The organism is Ruegeria sp. B10 (assembly GCF_056539825.1).
Genome location: NZ_JBQFVP010000004.1, coordinates 104981 through 126112, shown reverse-complemented (window position 1 = coordinate 126112; position 21132 = coordinate 104981). Strand labels below are relative to the sequence as shown.

Below are 21132 nucleotides of genomic sequence, written 5' to 3'. Positions count from 1 at the left end.
GTCATGTCGGGGCAACAACCAGACCAGGAAAGCGAACGGCCGACCTCTCTGGGCATCTATGATCGCCCTCAGCGCCCGTCTGTGACCTCGATCGAGATTGCGGCCGGGGTGCTGAGTGTCATCTGGTTGGTGGTCTCGGTCGTGTTCCTTGTGCTGCCCGACCAGACACAGGGCGGCGGGTTCATTGTGACCCTGTTGGCGGTTTTCCTGCCGGTGGCGATGATCTGGGTTGCCGCAACGGCGATGCGCGCCAGCCGCGTCATGCGCGAGGAAAGCGCACGGTTGCAAACCGCGATTGATGCAATCCGTCAAGCCTATGTCGTTCAGCAACAGCGCGCCGCCAGCTCGTATGAACCGACGGTGTCCAAGAAGCTGGACGAAATCGCCGCTGTGACCAAAAAGGCCGAGGACGCGCTGGCCACCTTCTCCAGCAAGCGGCGTGAACCCTTGCAGGTCGCCCCACCTGCGCCGGGCGGGCAGACCTCTCTGGCGCTGGGCACTACCGCCGAAGAGATCACGCCGCCGCTGACCACCGATACCTTCATCCGCGCGCTGAACTTCCCCGAAACCGAGAAAGACATCGAGGGCTTCACCGCGCTTCGGATGGCGTTGAAGGATCGAAAAGCATCCAAACTGGTACAGGCTTCGCAGGATGTTCTGACCCTGCTCAGCCAAGAGGGCATCTATATGGATGACCTGCGACCCGATATGGCCCGGCCCGAGGTCTGGCGTCAGTTTGCGCAGGGCGCACGCGGACGCTCGGTCGCGGCTTTGGGCGGAATTCGGGATCGCTCGTCGCTGGCGCTGACGGCGGCGCGAATGAAACAGGACCCGATTTTCCGGGATGCCGCACACCATTTCCTGCGCCGATTCGACAACATGATCGTCGAATTTGAAGCCAATGCCAGTGACGCGGAACTGACCGCCCTTGGAGACACAAGAACCGCGCGGGCCTTCATGCTGTTGGGGCGCGTGGCTGGCACCTTCGACTAGGCGGCAGGTACAGGCCAGCTCATCTTGGTGGCGCGGCTGAAGCCGAACAGGTGCCGAAATGGACCCGTCTTCTCAACACCTACGGGTTTGAACCCTTCGCGTTCGTATAGGGCCTGTGCGCGAAGGTTGGTGTCGATCACATCCAATTGCACCTCGGCCATACCACGGCGCTGCGCCTCAGCCTTGATGGCAGAGAGCAGTGTTGTGCCAATGCCCCTCCCGCGGGCCTCAGCCGCGACAAAGATGCCGTCCATCTGGAACACACCGGGCTGCAGATCGCGCTCCAACACGCTCAGAACCACGCCGCGCCAGATCGATCCGAACCAGCCATAGACGCGGGCAAGGTCCGACAGGCTGCCACCCGCCAAGCCGCCTTTGTTGGTCTTGAACCCCGCAAGGCCCAGCATCCGGCCATCAGCATCACGCGCAACCAGCGCGAATTCCGGGTCGAGGGCCGTTTCAAAGAAGGCCAAACCTTTTTCATCCGGCCCCATCACCTTGTGCAGCTTGGCCGCAAAGGCCTGCCAGAACAGGGCTGCGGCTTGTGGCCTTTCAACCTCGCTAAAGCCTTTGGAAACCGTGACCGTCACAGCCCAAAACTGCCGTAAGGGATAAAGCGCACCAGATCGCCCGGCTGGATGTAGCGCGCGCCGTCTTCGATCTCAACCAGCCCCTCGGCCCAGCTTAGCCCGCTGATCCGGCCAGAGCCTTCCGAGTGGAAAACCTCGACCCGCCCCTCGCGAATACGCGCGCGCAGATATTCGCGGCGACCGGGTTTCTTGCGTTTCTCAAAACCGGCGGGCACTTCGAAGCCCTGTGGTTCCTCCCACCCCTGCCCCGACATCTGGCACAGGGCCGGGCGAGCGAAGATCAAGGTACAGACCTTGGCGGCCACCGGGTTGCCGGGCAGGCCAAAAACCGGTGTACCCGACCACATGCCCAGAGCCAGAGGGCGACCGGGTTTGAGGGCAATACGCCATTCCTGCATCGCCCCCGCCTCGCGCAGAAGGGCTGAGACATGGTCCTCCTCTCCCGCCGAAGCGCCGCCGCTGGTCAGGATTACATCGGCCTGCGTTGCGGCCTCATCCAACCTTGCCCTTAGGGTTTCGCGGTCGTCGGCGACGCGCCCTAGGTCGACCGGCACAAAGCCCATGCGGTCGATCAAAGACAGCAACATCGGCCGGTTCGCATCATATATCTGCCCGACACCTGCTGTCTCGCCCGGCTCGACAAGTTCATCCCCGGTGGACAGAACGGCCACGCGCAGAGGTTTGCGCACCGGCACCTCGGAAATACCGACCGCTGACAAAAGCGCCATATCGGCCGGTGTCAGCTTGCGACCGGCTGTCAGGGCGACCTCACCCGCCGCTAAATCTTCCCCCGCGCGACGCGTGTTTGCTCCCTGCTTCAACGGGCCGTGAAAGGCAATGTGACCGTCCTGAACGGTAACGTCCTCTTCCAAGATGACTGTGTTCACTCCTTCGGGCAAAGCCGCGCCGGTCAGGATGCGCAACGCGTGGCCTGCAGGCACCGCGCCATCGAATGGAATTCCCGCCGCGGCGCGCCCCTCGGTCAGTGGCATCACCTGTGCGCCTTCGGCAGCGGGGCCTGCGAACCCATAGCCATCTACTGCCGTATTGGGTTGTGGCGGGTTTGAACGCAGCGCCATCACGTCCTCGGCCAGAACGCGACCCATCGACTGCGCAAGCGCCACTACCTCGGCCCCTGTGACGGGGCGCAACCGATCCCGCAGCAACGCGAGCGCGTCATCCACCGGCGTCCAGTTCACCCCGGCGGGCAAGGCAAAACAATCGTTTCGCAATGGCGGAGGCGATATGTTCGGTTTGTCCTGCGCTACACCCAAGATCCACCCCTCCTCTGAGGCTGAAACGTTCAATTGTCTGTCCAATTCCTGATCCGTCATCCACGACAGAGTCAAGGCAACCTGTTCAACCTGCCACGCATCCTTGATCCGATCCGGCGGCGCTGCACCAAGGTTGAGCGAGGGCCAGATCTCGACAAACGCCACCGGTTTATCCAGAGGCTGAAAGGGCCAAACGGCGATCTTGCCCGCGAAGGCGTGGCGTAGCCGGTTCAACACCGGCAGGCCCATCATCACCTGCCCACCGACTGCCCCTGCCCCAGCCATTTGCCAGCAGGTAAAGCTGCCTTTGGCTAAATGCTCGACCTTTCGTCGATCCGGAAACGGGTTGTGATAGTCCTGTTTCGTGCGCGGCAGGCCAGCGATGTCGCGCCGCAGACCATTCATCCAGAACGGGCCTTTGCCGCCAAAGCCCGAATTGATCTCCCCCGCGAGGTCAAAGCGGTTGTTGGCGCTCAGAGAGTCCTCAATCCGATCTTCGAACCAGTCCCACACGGCAAGCGGATCATGTGTTCCGGTGATTGCCTTGGCAAAGCCTGCGGGATAGCCGAAGGGGAAATCAAAGCCTAGCATCAGACGGCGACCTGCAGACAGTTCAGTGTCGATCAGACTGTGCAGGCACTCCTCGGCGACCACCCGATTGCGTAGATAGTCCAGCGCCTGCACTGCGCCGTCGCGCACCACGCAGACCCAGATGGCATCTTTGCGAGGGCGCGGTCCAGTGTCGTTGCCTCCAGACCAATCGACCATCACAAAGCTGTCGAAAAGGCTCACAAACCGACCTCGAAGAGGATGAAATCCGCGATGGCGGCCGTGTCGTTCAGATCGAACACGGGTCGGTCCAACTTCAGCGGAGTATCACTGGCCACAGCGCGGATCGTGTCATCCGACGGGGCGATCAGGTCATTGCCCGGCTCGGCGCGGAAGGCCTCGACCTTGGGGTGGCGTTCGCGTTTATAGCCCTCGATCAGCACCAGATCGACTGGCGAGAGGCGGGCCAGCAGAGAGGTCAGCGTAGGCTCCTCCGCTCCGCGCAGCTCTTGCATCAGGGCAACGCGCTGGCCCGAGGCTAAAAGAACTTCGCTCGCGCCTGCCATTCTGTGGCGATGGCTATCGCGACCCGGCTGATCGACGTCAAAGGAATGATGTGCGTGTTTGACCGTCGATACGGTGTAGCCGCGCCTGGTGATCTCGGCCACCAGCCGCTCCATCAACCCGGTTTTGCCTGCGTTCTTCCAGCCGGTGACGCCGTAAATCCTCATGCCTGCTCCAACAGTTTTTCGGCGCGCGCAAGGTCGTCCGGTGTGTTGACGTTGAAGAACGGATCGAACGGGTCTGCAGGAAACAGCGCCTCGCGACCGTCATGCTTGTCGGTCCACAGTACGACCTTGCGCAGCCCGTCGTTCAAAGCGGTACGTAGATCATCTCGCAGCGCCACGGGCCAGAGGCCAAATGTCGGGTGCCGGTTGACCCGTTTGCCGCCTGACTTCAAAGCCTCGTCCCCGGTGCGGGGCGTCGTGGCAAGGACCAAAGGGTGCGTTTGACCTTGAGCAGCCTCGGTCAGCCGCGCAACCAAATCACGCGGGAAGAACGGCGTGTCTGCGGCGGCGGTGACGATACTGTCAGCCCCTTGCTCTGCCGCCCAATCCAGCCCAGCTAGAACCCCCGCCAAGGGGCCTGCAAACCCCTCAATCGTGTCCGGCAAGACGGGAAGATTCACTTCCGCAAACCGCGCTGCATCACCATTGGCGTTCAACGCGAGGCCATCCACCTGCGGACCGAGCCGGTCGATGACATGAGACAACAAGCTCTGCCCGCCGATCTGCAAGAGCCCTTTGTCTCCACCGCCCATCCGGCTCGCAAGGCCACCTGCGAGGATCACTCCGAGGGGTTTGGTCATACCATCAGCCATTGGCACTTTTCCGGCGATGTTTCTTGTCCTCGACGGCCACGCTCGCTGGGTCCACGTCGCGTAGCAGGCGATCCTCGCCGGACAGGCACACAAAGCGCTGCCCGCGCATGCGACCGATAAGGGTCAGGCCGACCTCGCGGGCGATCTCGACGCCCCAGGCGGTGAAACCGGACCGGGAGGCCAGAACCGGAATGCCCATCATCGCCGTTTTGATCACCATTTCTGAGGTCAAACGCCCGGTGGTGTAGAGGATCTTGTCCTCTGCCGTCTCATTCTCGGACAGCATCCAGCCGGCGATTTTATCGACGGCGTTGTGGCGACCCACATCCTCCATATACACAAGCGGTCGGTTTTCACGGCAGAGAACCGTGCCGTGAATCGCACCCGCCTCGAGGTACAAAGACGGCGTGCGATTGATCTTGGCGGCCAGATCGTAGAGCCACGAGGTCCGGACCGACACTTGCGGCAGGCGCACGTCCTCCAACCCCTCCATCATGTCGCCAAAGACCGTGCCCACGGCACAGCCACTGGTGCGGGTTTTTTTCTTCAGCTTGTCCTCATAGGAGGTTTCGCGCGCCGTCCGCACAACCACGGTTTCGAGGTCATCATCATAGTCGACCCGTGTGATTTCATCATCAGCCAGCAACATCCCCTGATTGCGCAGGAAGCCCAGCGCCAGATACTCGGGATAGTCGCCAATGGTCATCGCGGTCACGATTTCCTGGGAATTGAGGAAGATCGTCAGCGGGCGTTCCTCGACCACCGAAATCTGGCTGACTTCACCATTCTGGTCCACACCTACGACGGCGCGCGTCAAACGGGCCGCGCCGGGATCGGGGGCGATGATGTAGTCCGAGACGTCCAGTTCTGTCACCAATTGCAACCCCTTCCCAAGACCGCTACTGCTGCTGCGAATACCATAGGATTTAGCCATGGCAGACGCCACAACCAAGTCATACTTCTGGAAAGGGTTTCGCGACGGGACACCCTTCATTTTTGTCGCGATTCCCTTTGGAACCCTGTTCGGGGTTTTCGCCGCCGAGGCCGGGCTGGATATCGTGCAAGTCGTCGCCTTCTCGGCCACCGTTTTCGCCGGAGCAGCGCAATTCACCGCCCTGCAATTGCTACAGGAGAACGCGCCGATAGCCATTGTGCTGGCCTCGGCTCTTGCGGTGAATTTGAGAGTGGCGATGTATTCAGCCTCACTGACGCCGTTTCTGGGGGCTGCCCCCATGTGGCAGAGGGCCTGCGCCGCCTATCTGACGGTTGACCAATCCTATGCCTGCTCGATCGTGCAGTTCGAGAAAGAGCCAAAGATGACCGTGCCGCAGCGCATGGCTTATTTCATCGGCTCGGTCACGCCGATCACGCCGTGCTGGATTCTGGCGACCTATCTGGGCGCGGTTTTGGGTACCCGGATTCCCGAAAGCTGGGCTTTGGATTTCGCCCTGCCGATTACCTTTCTGGCCATGCTGGGGCCGATGATGCGGACGCTGCCCCATGTCATTGCAGCCCTTGTGGCGCTGGTCGTGTCGTTGCTGGCCGTGAGCGTGCCGTTCAATCTGGGCCTGCTGATCGCCGGAACCGCAGGCATGATCGCTGGTGCTCAGGCCGAGGTGATCTTGGATCGTAGAAAGGCGCACGCATGACGCAGATCGACCCCACCACCATGTGGACCGTCATTATCGGCCTGGCCATCGGCAGCTTTGCCCTGCGCTTTGTGTTCATCGGCTTTGTCGGAGACCGCCCGATGCCACCCTGGCTGCTGCGCCACCTGCGTTACACCGCCGTGGCGATCCTGCCCGCTCTGATCGCGCCGCTGGTCGTGTGGCCCGCCGCGACCGAGGGCCAACCAGATGCGGCCCGAATGGCAGCTGCGGCTGTGACGCTGTCTGTTGGAGTGTTCACCAAAAACGTGCTGGCCGCGATCTTTTCCGGCGCGGCCACACTTTACGGTCTGCTTTATCTACTGGCTTGAAGCCGCGTCCAGCTGGTTCAGAGCGGCGTTATTGGCTGCCAGACCTTTTTGCAGATCGGCATCGTCATTCTCGCGATATTCTTCAGTGATGACACCGGGAATTTCGGCGAACTGTTCTGAAAGTTTGATCGGAAAGAAAGTCACTTCGATCTGCTCGAATCCGGGCACCTGCTGCAACAGGCGCGCGGTGGAATTGGCGCAAAAAGACCCTGCGACAGGCCCGGTCTGCTTGGCCAATTGCAGCGCGATCTCGGCCTGTTGCGGCGTCACCTGAATGGTCTGGATGCGGGCAAAATGCGTCTCGCGCGCGTGAGAACTGCGATAGGCACGCTCAACCGCTGGGGTGATGCCATAGAGAACATCATCCCGCACCGGAACGATATCCGCCCGGAACGAGCCTGCGGGGTCAAAAATCACCCTCTCGCTAGCACCAATCATCAACGAGGTATGCGCCCCTGAACCGGAGCGCGTGTTGATCATCGTATAGAGCGTCAGGGTCGACGGCCCCGGATCACGGTAAGACCGCGATACGATCTCAGCCTGATCTGCCTGAGGGCGTTTAGAATTCGCGCAGCCAGCCACTGTTGCCGCCAGCAGGCAGGCGATCAAAATTCTGAACACGGTCGACCCCGAAAGATTTAGGACGCGTAAAGCGCCAGCAGGAACGCTAGTATCGCGATAGCGACGCAGCACCAGACGGTAGCCTTGATGAAGCCCTCAAAGGTTTTGGTTTGGACGGTGATGTCCATTTCGCCGTGCTTGTGTTCAGCCATGAGTCTCAGATTCCCAGTTCGCGTGTTTAATCGCTGGATAATCGAAAATTTCGGGCCTGTCACCACGTCATTCCAGCGCAGGGACCCTGTCACCCAACACAAAACACCCTGGATAGCCGAATCCCCACCGCCACGGCAGTCCGCTACAGGGGCCGCCGCCGAATCGGACCGCGCCGTAGAGGGCATCCGAGGTCAGCGAATGGACCGAGCGGATCTGCTCGGGGGTCATGTCATAGCGTTCCGCATAGGCCTGTGCGTGGGTCTCGCCATGGGTTTCGACACAGACCTGCAAAGCCTGGTCAGCGGCGAGGCGCGCATCATAGCTGTCGGAGGCCGTCTGCGCGTCACCGGCGTTGTGATAGGCGCGGTCATGGGTCACGCAGCAGTACTCCCAGGGCGGATGTTCCTGATACAACTCGCCGATCTGAGGGAACGTATCGGCCACCCAGCGCCAACTGGCCGACAAGCCGCCCGAGCATCCATCAGTTTCGAACGGTATCAGCTCGGCGACGCCGCGTTGTGCAATCATGGCACGGTGAGAGGGCATCTCGACCGCGCGCATCAGGTCTTGGGACGTGGCCGGGCTGGCCAGCAGAAACAGACCCAGCGCCAGTTTACGGGCTGTCATCGCGCATCGCCTCGGTATCGACTGTCATGCCGAAAGTTGTGGCCAGCCAAAGCAGCACGCGTTCCGCCGGGCCCATCTCGGCGCGGACGCGTAGAACTTCGCGCGCCATGGCCGGGCGGTCCGTGATCAGCCCGTCCACCCCCATCGAGGCCATTGCGGACATCTGCAGCGGGTCGTTCACCGTCCAGACATAGATCTCCTTACCCGCCGCGTGGACCGAGCGGATCAGTCCCGGGGACACTGTTGCCGCGTTCACAGCAACAAAATCGCCTTCCAGCCCCGCCAGATTGCCCACCGCCGTCGCAGCCAGCACACCCGCGCGCCAATCCGGGCGCAGCGCCTTCATCTTTTGCACGGCCGGATATTTCAGCGACATAGTGGCGATGTCGTCCTGCATCTCGAATTCTTCGACCAACGCGGCGACCCGATTTTCCAGATCGACATCGTGGCCGTAATATTTCAGCTCGATAATGACTTTGGATTTGCCTTTTGTCGCCTCCAGCACCTCACGCAGGGTTGGGGTGCGTTGGTCAGCATATTCAGGACCAAACCAGCTGCCGATGTCGATGGTTTCGACATCCTCCATCGTAGCGTCCCAGATTTTTGTCGGGACCCCGGCCAGTTTCATGAAGTCACTGTCATGGGCCACGATAACAACGCCATCGGCTGTTTCCTGAACGTCGATCTCAACCCAATCCGCGCCATCTTCGATCGCTTTAAGAACGGAGGCCATGGTGTTTTCGGGCCGCAGCGCCGCAGCCCCCCGGTGGCCGATAACATCGGCATGATCCTCGGCTTGAACGCGTTCCAGCAGGTTGTGGCCGAACCAGCCACCCAGAAGAAGCGCAGCTGCCGCCAGCCCGACCGCTGTGAACAGCGAGGCCTGCATGCGGCGCGGCTCAGGGTGGGGCGGCTCATCCGTCTGAGGTTCAAAGAACTTGTCCAGCAGAACGGCCAATGCGCCCAGCGCAGAGGCGGCCAGCACCAGCCCGGCCAGAGACCAAAGCCCTGCAATCGCGAGGCTATAGGTCAGCGCCAATTTTAGGTTACTGCTGCCTTGCAACGGCACCAGTCCAAACAAAAGCCCGGCCACCCATGCAATCGCCGCCGCAATTGCAAGGCGCATCGCCAGCCATGCGACCAAGGCCAGTTTCAAGCGCCCGCGTTTGCCCTCCATCCGGGACGTGCTGATATTGAACACATGCGCCGGGTGAACGTTTTCAAACAGCACAAGATGAAGTGACAGAGCCCAGCCCGACAGCTTGCGGATCAGCACCCACGCCATGGCCAAAGCCACCGCGCCGATCAGGGCCACAGCCACCCAAAAGGCGGGCGGGTGGAAGGTCAGGTAGTAGTTGATGTCGTATTCGGTCAGCGTCCACCATGCGATCAACGCAGCGACCGCAAGAAACGGCAGCGCCAATAGCAAAACCCGCAGAATAAACCGGGCCGCAAAGCCGAAAAGCGATGGCAGGCGCGATAAGACCAAACCGATCGCCGCACTCCCCGCGCGCCACGGATCGGCCTCTCCCATCCTCAGAGAGGCTGCCATGACCGCGAAGACAAACACCTCGGCCAAGAGAAATAGGCTCAGCACCACGATCGCCGCGATGAACCCGGCGGGTGAGAGGATAAACGCCGCGATATCCTGATCCGTCAGCGCAGTTTGATCGGACAGCGAAACCGCCAGATTGACCGCCAGAGCGACACCGGGCGCGACCAGCGCGATTAGCAGCAGCCGCACCGCCAGATAGATGGGCACAAAGACTCTACGTCTTGCCCAGGCGCCGGAATAGGCATTTGTAACGGTTGAAAAAATGGACATGAGAACACCCTTGAATGATGCATGCATTCAAGGGTGTGCAGGCATGAATTGCAAGTCAGCTGTCTTCGAGATCCGCAGCCAGACGGAACCCGATGCGGTTGGCGGGCTTGTCCTCGACCGATTTGGGCAAGGCGCGCAGCATCACGTTCAACTGGCTGACATGCTGCACCAGCTGCGTTCGAGCGCCCGTTCCGTCCGAGCCGAAGAACGTGATGATATCTGGGTCGAAATAGCCCATCCCCTGAATCCGCATCACACCCGCGTCACCTCCGGTGAAACCCATTGCGACCTCGTGATCGCCATCCAGCGTTTTCTCGAAGTTCTGGATATAAAGGATTAGACGCTCATATGCCCATTGCGCGGCGCTCTTGGTTTCAACAGGTTTTTTCAGCTGCCCCGGCAGGGGCTGGGTGCCGGACTCGGCCTCGGAATCCGCGTGAACCTCATAGCACCGCGGCAGGGCATCCGCTTCAGCAGCCTCGGCCGAGGTTTCGATCTTGTCCTGCATTCATCACCCTTTGCGCTGAAACGTCCACGCCCCGTCCGCGCGTCGCGTCCGGGTTACAGCTCCACTGTGATGAAGATGGTTCATATGTGCAACCGCTTCGACCAGAGCCAGCCCGTATTCGCCTTCACGAATGGTACGCTTGAAGAGCGGCGCAAAGCACTCGGCTGCGGCTTTGGGTTGGTCCAGATATTCCAGCAGACGCTCTAGCGCGCCGTGGTGGTTCTCGATCAGCTGACGCATGCGCAGCGGCAGACCGGTGAAGGGCAATTTGTGGCCCCCCAGAACCAGATGATCCGGGCGAGCCAGTTTTTGCAGCCGCTCGCAGGCCTCGATCCAGTCTGAGACCGGATCGGCCATGGGTTCAGTTGCATAGACGCCCAGATTTGGGCTGATCGAGCCGAGGATCTGATCGCCGCTCAGCACCAAATGATCATCGCGGCTCCAGAGTGTTACATGTTCGGGCGCGTGACCATTGCCCATATGCACGTCCCAGTTGCGCCCACCGATGCGGATCACGTCACCCTGTTTGACCCGCGTGAAGCCGAGGGGCATGGGATAGACCGTATCGGCAAAGTTGAACGGACGATCGGCCTTGCGCTTTTCCAAAAACGCAGGGTCCATCCCGGCGCTTTGATAGAAATCCAGCGTCTCGTGCGGCCAGTTCTCCTGCACGTCCAGTGTCAGCATCCGCGAAAACAGCCATGCGGTGCGGCTTGTCACCAGCTCGACCCCATGTTCGGCCTGAAACCAGCCTGCATTGCCCACGTGGTCGGGGTGGTGATGGGTGACAACAGCGCGCCGAATGAGCTTTCCGGCCAGAGGACCCGACATCAGCTCAGCCCAGATGCGACGCGTTTTGTTCGAGGACATCCCGGTGTCAATCACCGTCCACCCGTCGCCATCGTCCAGCGCGTAGATATTCACATGGTCCAGCGCCATCGGCAAGGGCAGGCGCATCCACAACACGCCCTCGGCTATCTCGATGGCTTCACCGGGGGCGGGCGGCTCGGGCCAAGGGTATCGGATGCCCGATAGCTCCACGCCGTCCATCACGCGCCCAGATCCTCGACGCTGAGGGCGAAGAGGTCATCCGCCCCGTTCTGCGCCTGCGCGAGCAGACCGAGATATTCGGGCAGCAAGGCGTTGATGTAGTAGCGCGCCAGCCGCGCCCGCGGGCCATCCGGATCGGCAAGGGCTGCGGCCAGATGGTAGTGCCCGCCCAAAACCCGTGCAAAGGCGCGCAGGTAGGCCGCGGCACCCGCAAAGCGCGCGTTCATATTGTCCTGCGCCACCATCCATTCGGTCGCTTCGCGCAGGGATTCCGTAGCCTCCCACACCGGACCGGCAAGATCAGGCATCTTGGAGCGGGCCTGTTCGGCGTGATCTTCGATCTCATCGAGCAAGCTGGCGGCAGCGTCCCCACCGTCCATCATCTTGCGGGCGACCAGATCCATCGCTTGGATGCCGTTGGTGCCCTCATAGATCGCGGTCACGCGGACATCGCGGTAATACTGAGCCGCCCCTGCTTCTTCGACGAAGCCCATGCCGCCATGAACCTGTACGCCGGTCTCGGCGACGCGCATCCCGGTCTGGGTGCCAAAGGCCTTGCCAATCGGGGTCAGCAGCGCCGCCCGTGCAGCCCAGTCGGCATCCTCGGTCGCGTGCGCCATATCAATCGCTGCGGCATTCGCCAACGTGATCGCCCGCGCCGCGAATACATCCGCCCGCATTTCGGTCAGCATCCGGCGCACATCCGCGTGGTCGATGATCGTGCCCGAGGGCGTCTTGCCCTGCTTCCGCTCCATCGCATAGGCCAGCGCGTGCTGATACGCGCCCTCGGCGACGCCGACACCCTCACCACCGACACCCAGACGTGCGTTGTTCATCATGGTGAACATGGCCGCCATACCGCCATGCTCCTGCCCGATCAGCCAACCCGTGGCCCCGTCATACTGCATGACACAGGTCGGAGAGCCATGGAGACCCAACTTGTGTTCCAGCGACACGACGCTTAGGTCGTTGGCCGCGCCGGGGTTGCCCTGTGCGTCCGGCAAGTATTTCGGCACGAGAAACAGCGAAATCCCCTTGGTGCCCGGAACCGCGTCGGGCAGACGGGCCAGAACCAGATGGCAGATATTCTCGCAGAAATCGTTGTCGCCCCAGGAGATATAGATCTTCTGCCCGGTGACCGCATAGGTACCGTCCCCTTTGGGTTCTGCTCGCGTCGTCAACGCACCAACATCCGATCCGGCCTGCGGCTCGGTCAGGTTCATCGTGCCTGAATAGGCGCCCGACATCAGCTTGGGCAGGTACAGCGCCTTGAGCTCGTCACTGGCATGCGCCTCAAGCGCTTCGATCTGACCCTGCGACATCAAGGGGGCCACCTGCAGCGACAGGCAGGCCGCGCTCATCATCTCATTGACCGCCGACGTGACGGCCATCGGCAGACCCATGCCGCCATAGTCGGGGCTACCGCTCATACCGATCCACCCGCCCTCGGCGATGGCTTTCCAACCGTCCGAGTATCCGGGTGAGGTGCGCACGACGCCATTTTCCAAACGCGCCGGTTCCATATCACCGGGGCGTTGCAGCGGAGCAAGAACCTCTTCGCACATCTTGCCCGCTTCCGTAAGGATCGCGCTGACCACATCCGGGGTTGCGTCAGCGAATCTCTCTGTAGCCGTGATCTGATCCAAACCAACCACATGGCGGAACAGGAATTCATAGTCAGAAACTGGGGCGCGGTATGGCATGGCTTCCCTTGCGGTCTGTCGGCACGGCCGCACTTGGAATCTGCGATCAGCGCCGGTATGCATCTTTGCGTATTGGGATTACCTACTCTTCCCCATGTTGCAAGCAACCAAAACGCGGCGTCACCAGATATGATCCCCACCACTCTTGAGCTGACAGCCGACCCCAACGGCATCGCCCGTGCTGCAGATCTTTTGCGTCAGGGCCTATTGGTCGCCTTCCCGACCGAGACGGTCTATGGCCTGGGAGGTGATGCTAGAGACGGTGAGGCCGTGGCCCGGATTTACGAGGCCAAGGGTCGTCCCAGTTTCAATCCACTGATCGCCCATGTCGCCTCGGTCGAAGCCGCGCAGCGGTTCGTGCAATGGTCGGATCAGGCCGAGCGTTTGGCGAATGCGTTCTGGCCCGGTCCGCTGACCTTGGTTCTGCCGCTGAAGCCGGGGCACGGTGTGTCATCGCTGGTTACTGCAGGGTTGGATACTTTGGCCGTTCGCGTGCCTGCGCATCCCACGGCGCGCGCTTTGCTGGCGGCAGTTGACGGGCCGGTTGCGGCGCCATCGGCCAATCCTTCGGGTCAGATTAGCCCAACGACGGCAGCACATGTTCATGCGGGTTTAGGTGGTCGGATCGCCGCCGTTCTGGATGACGGCCCCTGCGGTGTCGGGTTGGAATCCACCATCGTCGGACTGGCCGGAGAGCCCAGCCTGCTGCGCCCCGGAGGCGTCGCGCTGGAACAGATCGAGACCGCCCTGAACACCCGTCTTCACCTGCACAAAGCGGGAGATATGCTGACCGCTCCGGGGCAGTTGCAGTCGCACTACGCGCCAGATGCACCGGTCAGGTTGAATGCCGAAACCGTGCAAGGGGATGAGGTTTTGTTGGGGTTCGGCCCGATCGCCTGTGACATGAACCTGTCTGAAACAAGCAATCTGACCGAGGCTGCGGCCAATCTGTTCGCCGCGCTACACAGCCTGAATGAAACCGGGCGTCCGATCGCCGTCTCACCGATCCCCGATCATGGGCTGGGGGCTGCGATCAATGACCGTCTACGCCGCGCCGCCGCGCCGCGCGACAGTTAGCTAGGCACGGCCTGCGCTGGCCGATAGGGTCAGCGGGTCGACACCCAGCGTAGCCAGGGCCTTTTCCCATTTGTCGTCATCGGGCACATCGAACACCAACTCCGAGGATGCATCCGCCGTCAGCCAGCCATTCATCGCGATCTCATCCTCCAGTTGGCCGGGGCCCCAGCCGGAATAGCCCAGCGTCAGCATCGCGTTCAGCGGGCCACGCCCAGCGGCCATATCCTCCAGCACATCCAGCGTGGCCGTCATGCTGAAGTCATCCGAAATCTGCATCGAATGCAGGTTCGCATCGTAGTCGGAGCTATGCAGAACAAAGCCACGCGACATCTCGACCGGGCCTCCGAAATGCACCAGACGCTCGCCTATGATAGGAATGCGACACGGGATGTTGAGCTGCCCCAGCAGGGTTTTGAATCGCAGATCAGAGGGTTTGTTGATGATCAACCCCATCGCCCCATCGTCGCCGTAGCTGCAGATATACACCACCGAGTGGTCGAAGCGCGGATCGCCCATCCCCGGCATCGCAATCAACAGTTTTCCGGTCAGGTCCATGCGAGGTTTCTCTTGCTCGTTACCCCTAAACAATGAACCTGCGGCACTGGTATTGGCAAGGGAGCAAAGCTGATTTCAGCAGATTTCACACAGGTGACCCGAACGTGACTTGGATTTCAGGTCCGCACGGCGCATGTAATGGGGTATGATGACTCGCATGAAATCTTCGGTTGCCCTTCTGCTCGCCTGTCTGGGCCTGTCCGCACCCGCCTCGGCGCAGGGTTTGGACGGCGTTGTTGCGCTGGATGTTCTGGACGGGGGACGCACGGCCAATGGGACCTATCTGGGCGCGCTGCGCCTGACCCTGAAAGAGGGGTGGAAAACCTATTGGCGTGCGCCGGGCGACGCCGGGATCCCGCCGCAATTCGATTGGAGCGGGTCCGGAAACGTGGGGGACGTGCGTATCACCTGGCCCGCGCCCGAGATTTTCGACCAGAACGGCCTGAAATCCATCGGCTACGAGGATCAACTGGTACTGCCGGTCGAGATTACCCCAAAGAACCCCGCCAAACCTGTGCGCCTGCGGGGTGAGATGGATCTGGGGGTGTGCAAGGACGTTTGCATCCCGCAGCGTCTAGATTTCGACCACAAGGTTGACTCTGATGCAGGTCGCAACCCCGCAATCGCAGCCGCTTTGGCGCAACGCCCCTACTCGGCCCGCGAAGCGCGTGTGGCAAAGGCCAGCTGCCATCTGACCCCAACCTCGGACGGTATGCAGATCGAGGCGCGGGTGACCATGCCTTCGGCCGGCGGGCAAGAGGTTGCGGTGATCGAGCCGGGGAACCCGGTCCTTTGGGCTTCGCAGCCCGAAACGCAGCGGCAGGGCGGCACATTGATTGCACGATCCGAGGTGATCAGCGCCTCGGGCGCTCCCTTTGCGTTGGACCGGTCCGAGATTCGGATCACGGTTTTGGGCGCTAACCACGCTGTGGACATTCAGGGATGCTCTGCAGGCTGACCCTATGACTCAATCCCCCAAGATCGGTGCGCTGGCCGTTGTCCTGCATCAGGAGCACGTTCTGCTGGTGCAACGCAGAAAGGAACCGGATCGCGGCTTGTGGGGGTTTCCTGGCGGCCATGTGGAATGGGGCGAGACCGTCCTTCAGGCCGCAGAACGGGAATTGCTTGAGGAAACATCCGTCGCGGCTGAACCGCTGCACTATCTGGACAATTTGGACCTGTTGCGGAGAGGTGAGGACGGGCAGGTTCTATCGCACTACCTGCTGGTCGGGGTGGCCTGTCGGTACCAATCGGGCACGCCTTTGGCAGGGGATGACGCGCTGGACGCGAAATGGTTTCCGATCGAGCAGATTCTTGATGGCGACCTGCCGATGAGCAACCGCGTAGCAAGCCTGTTGCAGCTTGCGCTGAAGGAGCGCTAGGCCCCCACCCGGCTCTTGAACCGGGCATAGAACATCCCGGACAGCAGCACGCTCAGGATCACGATGGGGATGGCACCCGCCACAAACGCTCCCAAACCCATGCGCAGAATCTCGGGGGCGTCCGCACCTCCGTAAAGACCGACAAATGGGTCTGCCGGCGCACCTGAAACCATCGGCCATACCAGCGTCACCGCAAACCAGAGCAACAACGCCAAAGCGGTCGCACCCAGCGCGGCCTGCACCACGCGGTCTCGCGCATAAATCGCCCGGCGCATCGCAGTCATCGGGCGCGCGAAATCGTTCAGGATCGCCAGCAGAGCAGGCACCAGAACCAGCACCAGAACCATTCCGAAGCCCAGCCCATAGACCAGCGTGATCACCGTTGGCTTGAGGAACTGCGCCTGTTGCGAGCCTTCATAGAGCAGCGGCGTCAGACCCAGCACCGTCGTCAGCGTGGTCAGCATCACAGGTCGCAACCGGTCGGCTGTGCCTTCGATGATCGAGGGCACCAACCCCCTCTCCTGCTGATAACCATCAATGGTGGTCACAAGGACAATCGAGTCGTTGACGATAATGCCTGTCATGCCCAGAAGCCCGACAACGGTGAACATACTCAGCGGCACGTCCCAGATATAGTGCCCCCAGATCGCGCCCACCAAGCCAAACGGAATGATCGACATCACCACCAGAGGCCGCGACCAGCTGGCGAACACCCAGGCAAGAACAAGATAGATGCCGGTTAGGCACAGGATCAGGCCGGTGCGCGCCTCAGATAGGAACTCATCCTCTTGTTCGCTCAGACCCGCCATGCGCCAGTCGACCTGATATTCGCCAGCAATGCGCGGGAGGATCTCTTCGTTCATGGCACGACCGATTTCGGCGGCGCGGGCAGGATCATCCTCGGAGATATCGCCATTCACCGAAATAACCCGCAACCCGTTCTCGCGCCGGACGGTCGAAAAGCCTGATTTACGCTCGACTGAGACGATGTCGGCCAGCGGGACATAGACACCGTCCGGCGTGCGCATCAAGGTGCGTTCAAGGAAATCGGCGGTCAACTCACCCTCGGGCAGTTCCACGCGGATCTCGGCGCTGCGGGGGCCGTCGGGGAAGGTCGCAGCCTCGATCCCGTTCAACCGGTTGCGCAGCACGCGGCCCAGCGTTTCGATGCGGAAGCCCAGCGCCTGACCCTGTGCCGTCAGGTCGAGGATGTACTCCTCTTTGTCATAGGCCAGATTGTCCTCAAGCGCCGAGACTTCTGGGTATTTTGACAGTTCGGTCTGCAAATCCTCGGAGGCGGCTTTCAGCGTGTCTACATCCGCGCCGTAGAACTGCACGTCAATCGCGTCCCCTCCCGGACCCGAGCGCCAACCCCGGAAGCTCAGCAGCTCAACCTTGGGGTGGCGGGGCACGAAATCCTGAAGCTCACCCACAAATTCGAAGCTGGAATAGGGGCGCAGGTCGGCGTCGATCAGCTCGATCGAGATACCGCCCAGTAGGTCGTCATCCTTGCCCTCAGCGGCGGACAGACCAAACCCCGCACTGCCACCAACCTCGGCCAGAACATATTCCAGAGGGTTGCGCCCGTGGCGGTCCTCGTAGATCTGACCCAGCTCTTCGGTGGCGCGCTGCAATTCGCGCATCATGGCGATCGTGTCAGCACGGGTTGCCCCTTCGGCCATGATGAAATTACCGGTGACCGAGCCGCGTTCGGGCGCATTGAAGAACCGCCAGTTCACATCGCCGCGAATGAACAGGGCGGCCTGGGTCGCCAGGATCACTAACATCAATGCAACCACGACATAGCGCGCCCAGATAACCCAGCCGATAAACGGCCGAAACAGGGTGTCCCGCACCCAGCGGAAGCCCCGGTTCACCACCCGGTTGGGCAGGTCATACCAGTGTTCCTTGGCCGAATGTGCAATGGCGTGGGACATGTGGTTCGGCAGGATCAGGAAGCACTCGATGAGTGAGGCCGCCAGCACCGCGATCACCGTAAAGGGAATGTCACGGATCAACTCTCCGAACCGGCCACCCACAAGGGTCAGGCCGAAAAAGGCGATCACGGTGGTGATGGTGGCCGCAAAAACCGGCATAGCCATCCGGCGGGCAGCGCGTTCGGCGGCCACGATGGGCGGCTCTCCCAGACGGCGGGCGCGGAAATCGGCGTGTTCGCCCACTACGATGGCGTCATCCACCACGATCCCCAGCGTGATGATCAAACCGAACAGAGACACCATGTTCAGCGACAAACCACCGATATACATCAGCGCAATCGCCGCTGACATCGCAACTGGAATGCCCGCCGCAACCCAGAACGCAATGCGCGCGTTCAGGAACAGGAACAGCAGACACACGACAAGACCAAGGCCGACCAGCCCATTGTCGATCAGAATATCCAGACGGTCGGTAATGGCCTGCGCGCGGGTTCGGATCATCTCGACCGTGACACCTTCGGGCAGGCTGGCCTGCATCTCACTCACCACATCCTCGACCGTGTGCTGGATCGCGATGGCATCCCCCAGATTGGACCGGTCCACCCGAACCGACATGGCGGGATTGTCACCGACAAAGTAGCTGCGGTTGCGATTGACCCCCTCCACCCGGATCTGCGCGACATCGCCGACAAACAGCTTCGATCCGTCTGCAAATGTCCGCAAAGCGATGGTCTCAATCTCTTCCGGCGTGCGCTTTTCTGCGCCGGTCCGGATGCGCGCATTGGCACCCGTCACATCCCCCGCAGGGCTGGCATTGACCTCAGCCGAAATAGCCGAGGCGATGTCGGCCAAAGCCACATCATTGGCAATCAGCTGCGCGGTCGGCACCTCGACCACCACACGCGGGGCGGCTAGACCGCGGATCGTGGTACGGGTCACGCCAGCGGCAAACAAGCGATTGATCAGCTCATCGGTGAATTTGGCCAGCTGGTCCGGATCAACCGGGCCGGTGACGACCACATCTGTGACCCGGTCGCGCCAGGCCCCCCGGCGGATCGAGGGCTCTTCGGCATCCTCGGGCAGGTTGGTGATGCTGTCGACGGCGGTGCGCACCTCTTCCACGGCGCGGGACATGTCCCAGTTCGGTTCGAACTCCAGCCGGATACTGGCAGAGCCTTCGCGAGAGGTCGCCGTGGTGCTTGCCACACCTTCGACGGCCAGTAATTCGGGTTCGAGCAGTTGGACGATGCCATTGTCGACATCTTCGGGACCGGCCCCTTCCCATTCGACATTCACGTCGACCCGTTCCAGAACCACATCCGGAAAGAACTGGGCTCGCATATTCGGGATAGCTGCCGCGCCCAGAACCAGCATCACCAGCAACAGCAGGTTGGCCACGGTTCTGTGCCGGGTAAAATAGCTTAGGATACCACCGGCGGCGCTAGGGATTTCGCGCATCATGGCGCTTAGCCCCCGGCCCGGTTTTCAATGCGGCGCACCAGCGAGGCCGGAACTTTCGCCTCTTCCAACTGGCCGAGCATGCGTGTTTTCTCGGCCTCGGGCATATCCTCGCTGGCCTCGACATGGGTGATCAGTTCGGCCCGTTTCGCATCGGTCAATTCCACCAGATCCGGATCGGCACTGGCCTCGGCGCGCAGGGGGCGCACGCGAACCCCGGACCCCAGCAGAGGGGTGCGGCCTATGACGACCTCGCGCCCTTCCAGCCCTTCGCCGCGCAGCAGAACCTCATCGCCCTGACGGCGGATCAGATGCACAGGCAGGGCTTCCAGACGATCATCCGCACCCAGCACAAGAACCGTTCCGGCGGCATCCAGAACCGAGGAGGGGAGGCGCACGACCTGCTCAAGGGGCTGTTCCTGCACCGTCACGGTCACGAAATCGCCGGGCTTGAAGCCTGAAGCACCCTCGAGCCGCGCATAGATCAACCGCCCAGTCTGCCCCTCACCCGCCGAGCCGCTGTCGCGGCTGATCCGCCCCGTCGCGGTGAGGTCGGTTCCCGTGACCTCAAGCGAGATGGTGACGGGGGCGCTAATCAAGTCTCCGTCTTCGTCGAGCAAGCGCACGAATTGCGCGGTTGAAACACGGAAGGCCACTTCTAACGCATTGGGATCCACCAGTTCGGCCAGTTTTTCATTTGCTGAAACCAAGCGCCCTTCGACCAGCGTGACATCTGTCAGCGTGCCTCCGAACCGGGCGCGGATGGTCATGTCCTCGAGATCCCGCTCTGCGGCTTCTTGCGCAATCCGAGCGCGAGCCAGCAGGGTCGTGGCCTGATCCACCCGCGATTCCGCCTGCGCCAACGCTATGCGACGTGCCAGTACGGATTGCTGAGCGGCAGCGGCGGTCAATTCGGCCTCTTCCACGCTGGCGGTTGCCCCTACGCCGCGAGATTCAAGATCGCGCTGGCGCTGCAGGGCCCGCTCGCGCAGCTCGGCTTGCGCCTCGGCTGATTTCAATTCATCCTGCGCAAGTAACAAGGACCGTTCTGCATCACGTTCTTCGAATTGGGCATCCAGTACGTCCGATTTGGCACGATCCAGCGCCGATTGCGCGTCCGCCGGATCAAGCTCGACCAAAACTTCACCTGTGGTAACGGTGCCGCCATCCTCGAAATCATCCGCCAATGCGATCACGCGTCCACCCAGCGCTGCGCGTAACTCCAGACGGCGGCGACTTTGCACCTCGCCGAAGGCTTCGAGATTGGGCGTGACGGTCTCAAGCACAGCCGGACGAACGGTCACCGCAAAGACCCGCTCACGCGCTTTGGGTTGCTCATTCTCGCGGGTCAGGACCTCTTGCACAGCCCCCGTGACGATCTGAACGGCGACAAACAGCAAGGCCAGCGTCAGCGACGCCAGAAACACACCGACCAGACTCTGCCTTAAGAAACGCATCTACTATTCATCCC

The 21132-nt window shown here is 61.6% G+C and carries 21 protein-coding genes; 6 read left to right on the top strand and 15 right to left on the bottom strand.

Going from position 1 to position 21132, the window contains the following annotated elements:
• The first annotated feature begins 3 nt into the window (after positions 1 to 3).
• Positions 4 to 993, top strand: coding sequence for a hypothetical protein (locus tag ACR0J4_RS06945; protein WP_170642751.1), 990 nt, complete (start codon positions 4 to 6; stop codon positions 991 to 993).
• On the opposite strand, the gene ACR0J4_RS06940 is transcribed toward ACR0J4_RS06945, so the two are convergent.
• The 5 genes from ACR0J4_RS06940 to ACR0J4_RS06920 are packed head-to-tail and all read right to left on the bottom strand — an operon-like array spanning position 990 to position 5721.
• Positions 990 to 1583, bottom strand: coding sequence for a GNAT family N-acetyltransferase (locus ACR0J4_RS06940; protein ID WP_480668348.1), 594 nt, complete (start codon positions 1581 to 1583; stop codon positions 990 to 992). The two genes, ACR0J4_RS06945 and ACR0J4_RS06940, sit on opposite strands and share 4 nt — an antisense overlap.
• Positions 1580 to 3625 carry a molybdopterin-binding protein gene (locus tag ACR0J4_RS06935; RefSeq protein WP_170642868.1) on the bottom strand — a complete coding sequence of 682 codons (2046 nt, stop codon included), beginning with the start codon at positions 3623 to 3625 and terminating at the stop codon, positions 1580 to 1582. Before ACR0J4_RS06935 ends, ACR0J4_RS06940 begins: the two co-directional genes overlap by 4 nt.
• A gap of 20 nt (positions 3626 to 3645) precedes the next feature.
• The gene (gene mobB / locus ACR0J4_RS06930) at positions 3646 to 4137 is read right to left on the bottom strand and encodes a molybdopterin-guanine dinucleotide biosynthesis protein B (protein ID WP_170642750.1); all 492 of its coding nucleotides are present in this window, start codon (positions 4135 to 4137) and stop codon (positions 3646 to 3648) included.
• Positions 4134 to 4775 carry a molybdenum cofactor guanylyltransferase MobA gene (gene mobA / locus ACR0J4_RS06925; protein WP_170642749.1) on the bottom strand — a complete coding sequence of 214 codons (642 nt, stop codon included), beginning with the start codon at positions 4773 to 4775 and terminating at the stop codon, positions 4134 to 4136. Before mobA ends, mobB begins: the two co-directional genes overlap by 4 nt.
• Positions 4776 to 4779: 4 nt before the next feature.
• Entirely contained in the window at positions 4780 to 5721 is a 942-nt protein-coding gene (locus ACR0J4_RS06920; RefSeq protein WP_480668347.1) for a formate dehydrogenase accessory sulfurtransferase FdhD, read from the bottom strand.
• Between ACR0J4_RS06920 and ACR0J4_RS06915 the strand changes: the two genes are divergently transcribed.
• Together ACR0J4_RS06915 and ACR0J4_RS06910 are read left to right on the top strand one after the other, a co-directional pair.
• Positions 5720 to 6436 carry an AzlC family ABC transporter permease gene (locus ACR0J4_RS06915; RefSeq protein WP_170642748.1) on the top strand — a complete coding sequence of 239 codons (717 nt, stop codon included), beginning with the start codon at positions 5720 to 5722 and terminating at the stop codon, positions 6434 to 6436. The two genes, ACR0J4_RS06920 and ACR0J4_RS06915, sit on opposite strands and share 2 nt — an antisense overlap.
• Entirely contained in the window at positions 6433 to 6765 is a 333-nt protein-coding gene (locus ACR0J4_RS06910) for an AzlD domain-containing protein (protein WP_170469111.1), read from the top strand. The genes ACR0J4_RS06915 and ACR0J4_RS06910 overlap by 4 nt, the downstream gene beginning before the upstream one ends.
• Here the strand turns inward: ACR0J4_RS06910 and ACR0J4_RS06905 are convergent.
• From ACR0J4_RS06905 to ACR0J4_RS06875, 7 genes are all read right to left on the bottom strand, one after another.
• Positions 6754 to 7386 carry a hypothetical protein gene (locus ACR0J4_RS06905; protein WP_170379075.1) on the bottom strand — a complete coding sequence of 211 codons (633 nt, stop codon included), beginning with the start codon at positions 7384 to 7386 and terminating at the stop codon, positions 6754 to 6756. The genes ACR0J4_RS06910 and ACR0J4_RS06905 overlap by 12 nt on opposite strands.
• A gap of 17 nt (positions 7387 to 7403) precedes the next feature.
• Positions 7404 to 7538 (bottom strand): aa3-type cytochrome c oxidase subunit IV, encoded by a 135-nt coding sequence (locus tag ACR0J4_RS06900; protein ID WP_170379077.1) that lies wholly within the window; start codon positions 7536 to 7538, stop codon positions 7404 to 7406.
• Between the two features lie 67 nt (positions 7539 to 7605).
• Entirely contained in the window at positions 7606 to 8166 is a 561-nt protein-coding gene (locus tag ACR0J4_RS06895; protein WP_170642747.1) for a hypothetical protein, read from the bottom strand.
• Positions 8153 to 9991 carry a glycerophosphodiester phosphodiesterase gene (locus tag ACR0J4_RS06890; RefSeq protein WP_170642746.1) on the bottom strand — a complete coding sequence of 613 codons (1839 nt, stop codon included), beginning with the start codon at positions 9989 to 9991 and terminating at the stop codon, positions 8153 to 8155. The genes ACR0J4_RS06895 and ACR0J4_RS06890 overlap by 14 nt, the downstream gene beginning before the upstream one ends.
• 55 nt (positions 9992 to 10046) lie before the next feature.
• The gene (locus tag ACR0J4_RS06885) at positions 10047 to 10499 is read right to left on the bottom strand and encodes a DUF6173 family protein (RefSeq protein WP_170379083.1); all 453 of its coding nucleotides are present in this window, start codon (positions 10497 to 10499) and stop codon (positions 10047 to 10049) included.
• A gap of 3 nt (positions 10500 to 10502) precedes the next feature.
• Entirely contained in the window at positions 10503 to 11549 is a 1047-nt protein-coding gene (locus ACR0J4_RS06880; protein ID WP_170642866.1) for an MBL fold metallo-hydrolase, read from the bottom strand.
• Entirely contained in the window at positions 11549 to 13252 is a 1704-nt protein-coding gene (locus ACR0J4_RS06875) for an acyl-CoA dehydrogenase (protein WP_170642745.1), read from the bottom strand. The genes ACR0J4_RS06880 and ACR0J4_RS06875 overlap by 1 nt, the downstream gene beginning before the upstream one ends.
• 129 nt (positions 13253 to 13381) lie before the next feature.
• On the opposite strand from ACR0J4_RS06875, the gene ACR0J4_RS06870 reads away from it, so the two are divergent.
• Positions 13382 to 14329 carry an L-threonylcarbamoyladenylate synthase gene (locus tag ACR0J4_RS06870; RefSeq protein ID WP_170642744.1) on the top strand — a complete coding sequence of 316 codons (948 nt, stop codon included), beginning with the start codon at positions 13382 to 13384 and terminating at the stop codon, positions 14327 to 14329.
• Here the strand turns inward: ACR0J4_RS06870 and ACR0J4_RS06865 are convergent, their stop codons facing one another.
• Positions 14330 to 14884 carry a YqgE/AlgH family protein gene (locus ACR0J4_RS06865; RefSeq protein ID WP_170379089.1) on the bottom strand — a complete coding sequence of 185 codons (555 nt, stop codon included), beginning with the start codon at positions 14882 to 14884 and terminating at the stop codon, positions 14330 to 14332. It lies immediately after the preceding gene.
• 148 nt (positions 14885 to 15032) lie between these two features.
• On the opposite strand from ACR0J4_RS06865, the gene ACR0J4_RS06860 reads away from it, so the two are divergent.
• Positions 15033 to 15842: a protein-disulfide reductase DsbD domain-containing protein gene (locus ACR0J4_RS06860; protein WP_480541167.1), complete on the top strand. Its 810-nt coding sequence runs from the start codon at positions 15033 to 15035 to the stop codon at positions 15840 to 15842.
• Between the two features lie 4 nt (positions 15843 to 15846).
• Positions 15847 to 16266 carry an NUDIX hydrolase gene (locus tag ACR0J4_RS06855; RefSeq protein ID WP_170642742.1) on the top strand — a complete coding sequence of 140 codons (420 nt, stop codon included), beginning with the start codon at positions 15847 to 15849 and terminating at the stop codon, positions 16264 to 16266.
• Here ACR0J4_RS06855 and ACR0J4_RS06850 read toward each other — a convergent pair.
• Both ACR0J4_RS06850 and ACR0J4_RS06845 read right to left on the bottom strand, forming a co-directional pair.
• Positions 16263 to 19664 (bottom strand): efflux RND transporter permease subunit, encoded by a 3402-nt coding sequence (locus ACR0J4_RS06850; RefSeq protein ID WP_170642741.1) that lies wholly within the window; start codon positions 19662 to 19664, stop codon positions 16263 to 16265. The genes ACR0J4_RS06855 and ACR0J4_RS06850 overlap by 4 nt on opposite strands.
• Before the next feature lie 5 nt (positions 19665 to 19669).
• A complete protein-coding gene (locus tag ACR0J4_RS06845) occupies positions 19670 to 21118 on the bottom strand; it encodes an RND family efflux transporter (protein ID WP_170642740.1) in 1449 nt (482 codons plus the stop codon).
• Positions 21119 to 21132 lie beyond the last annotated feature (14 nt).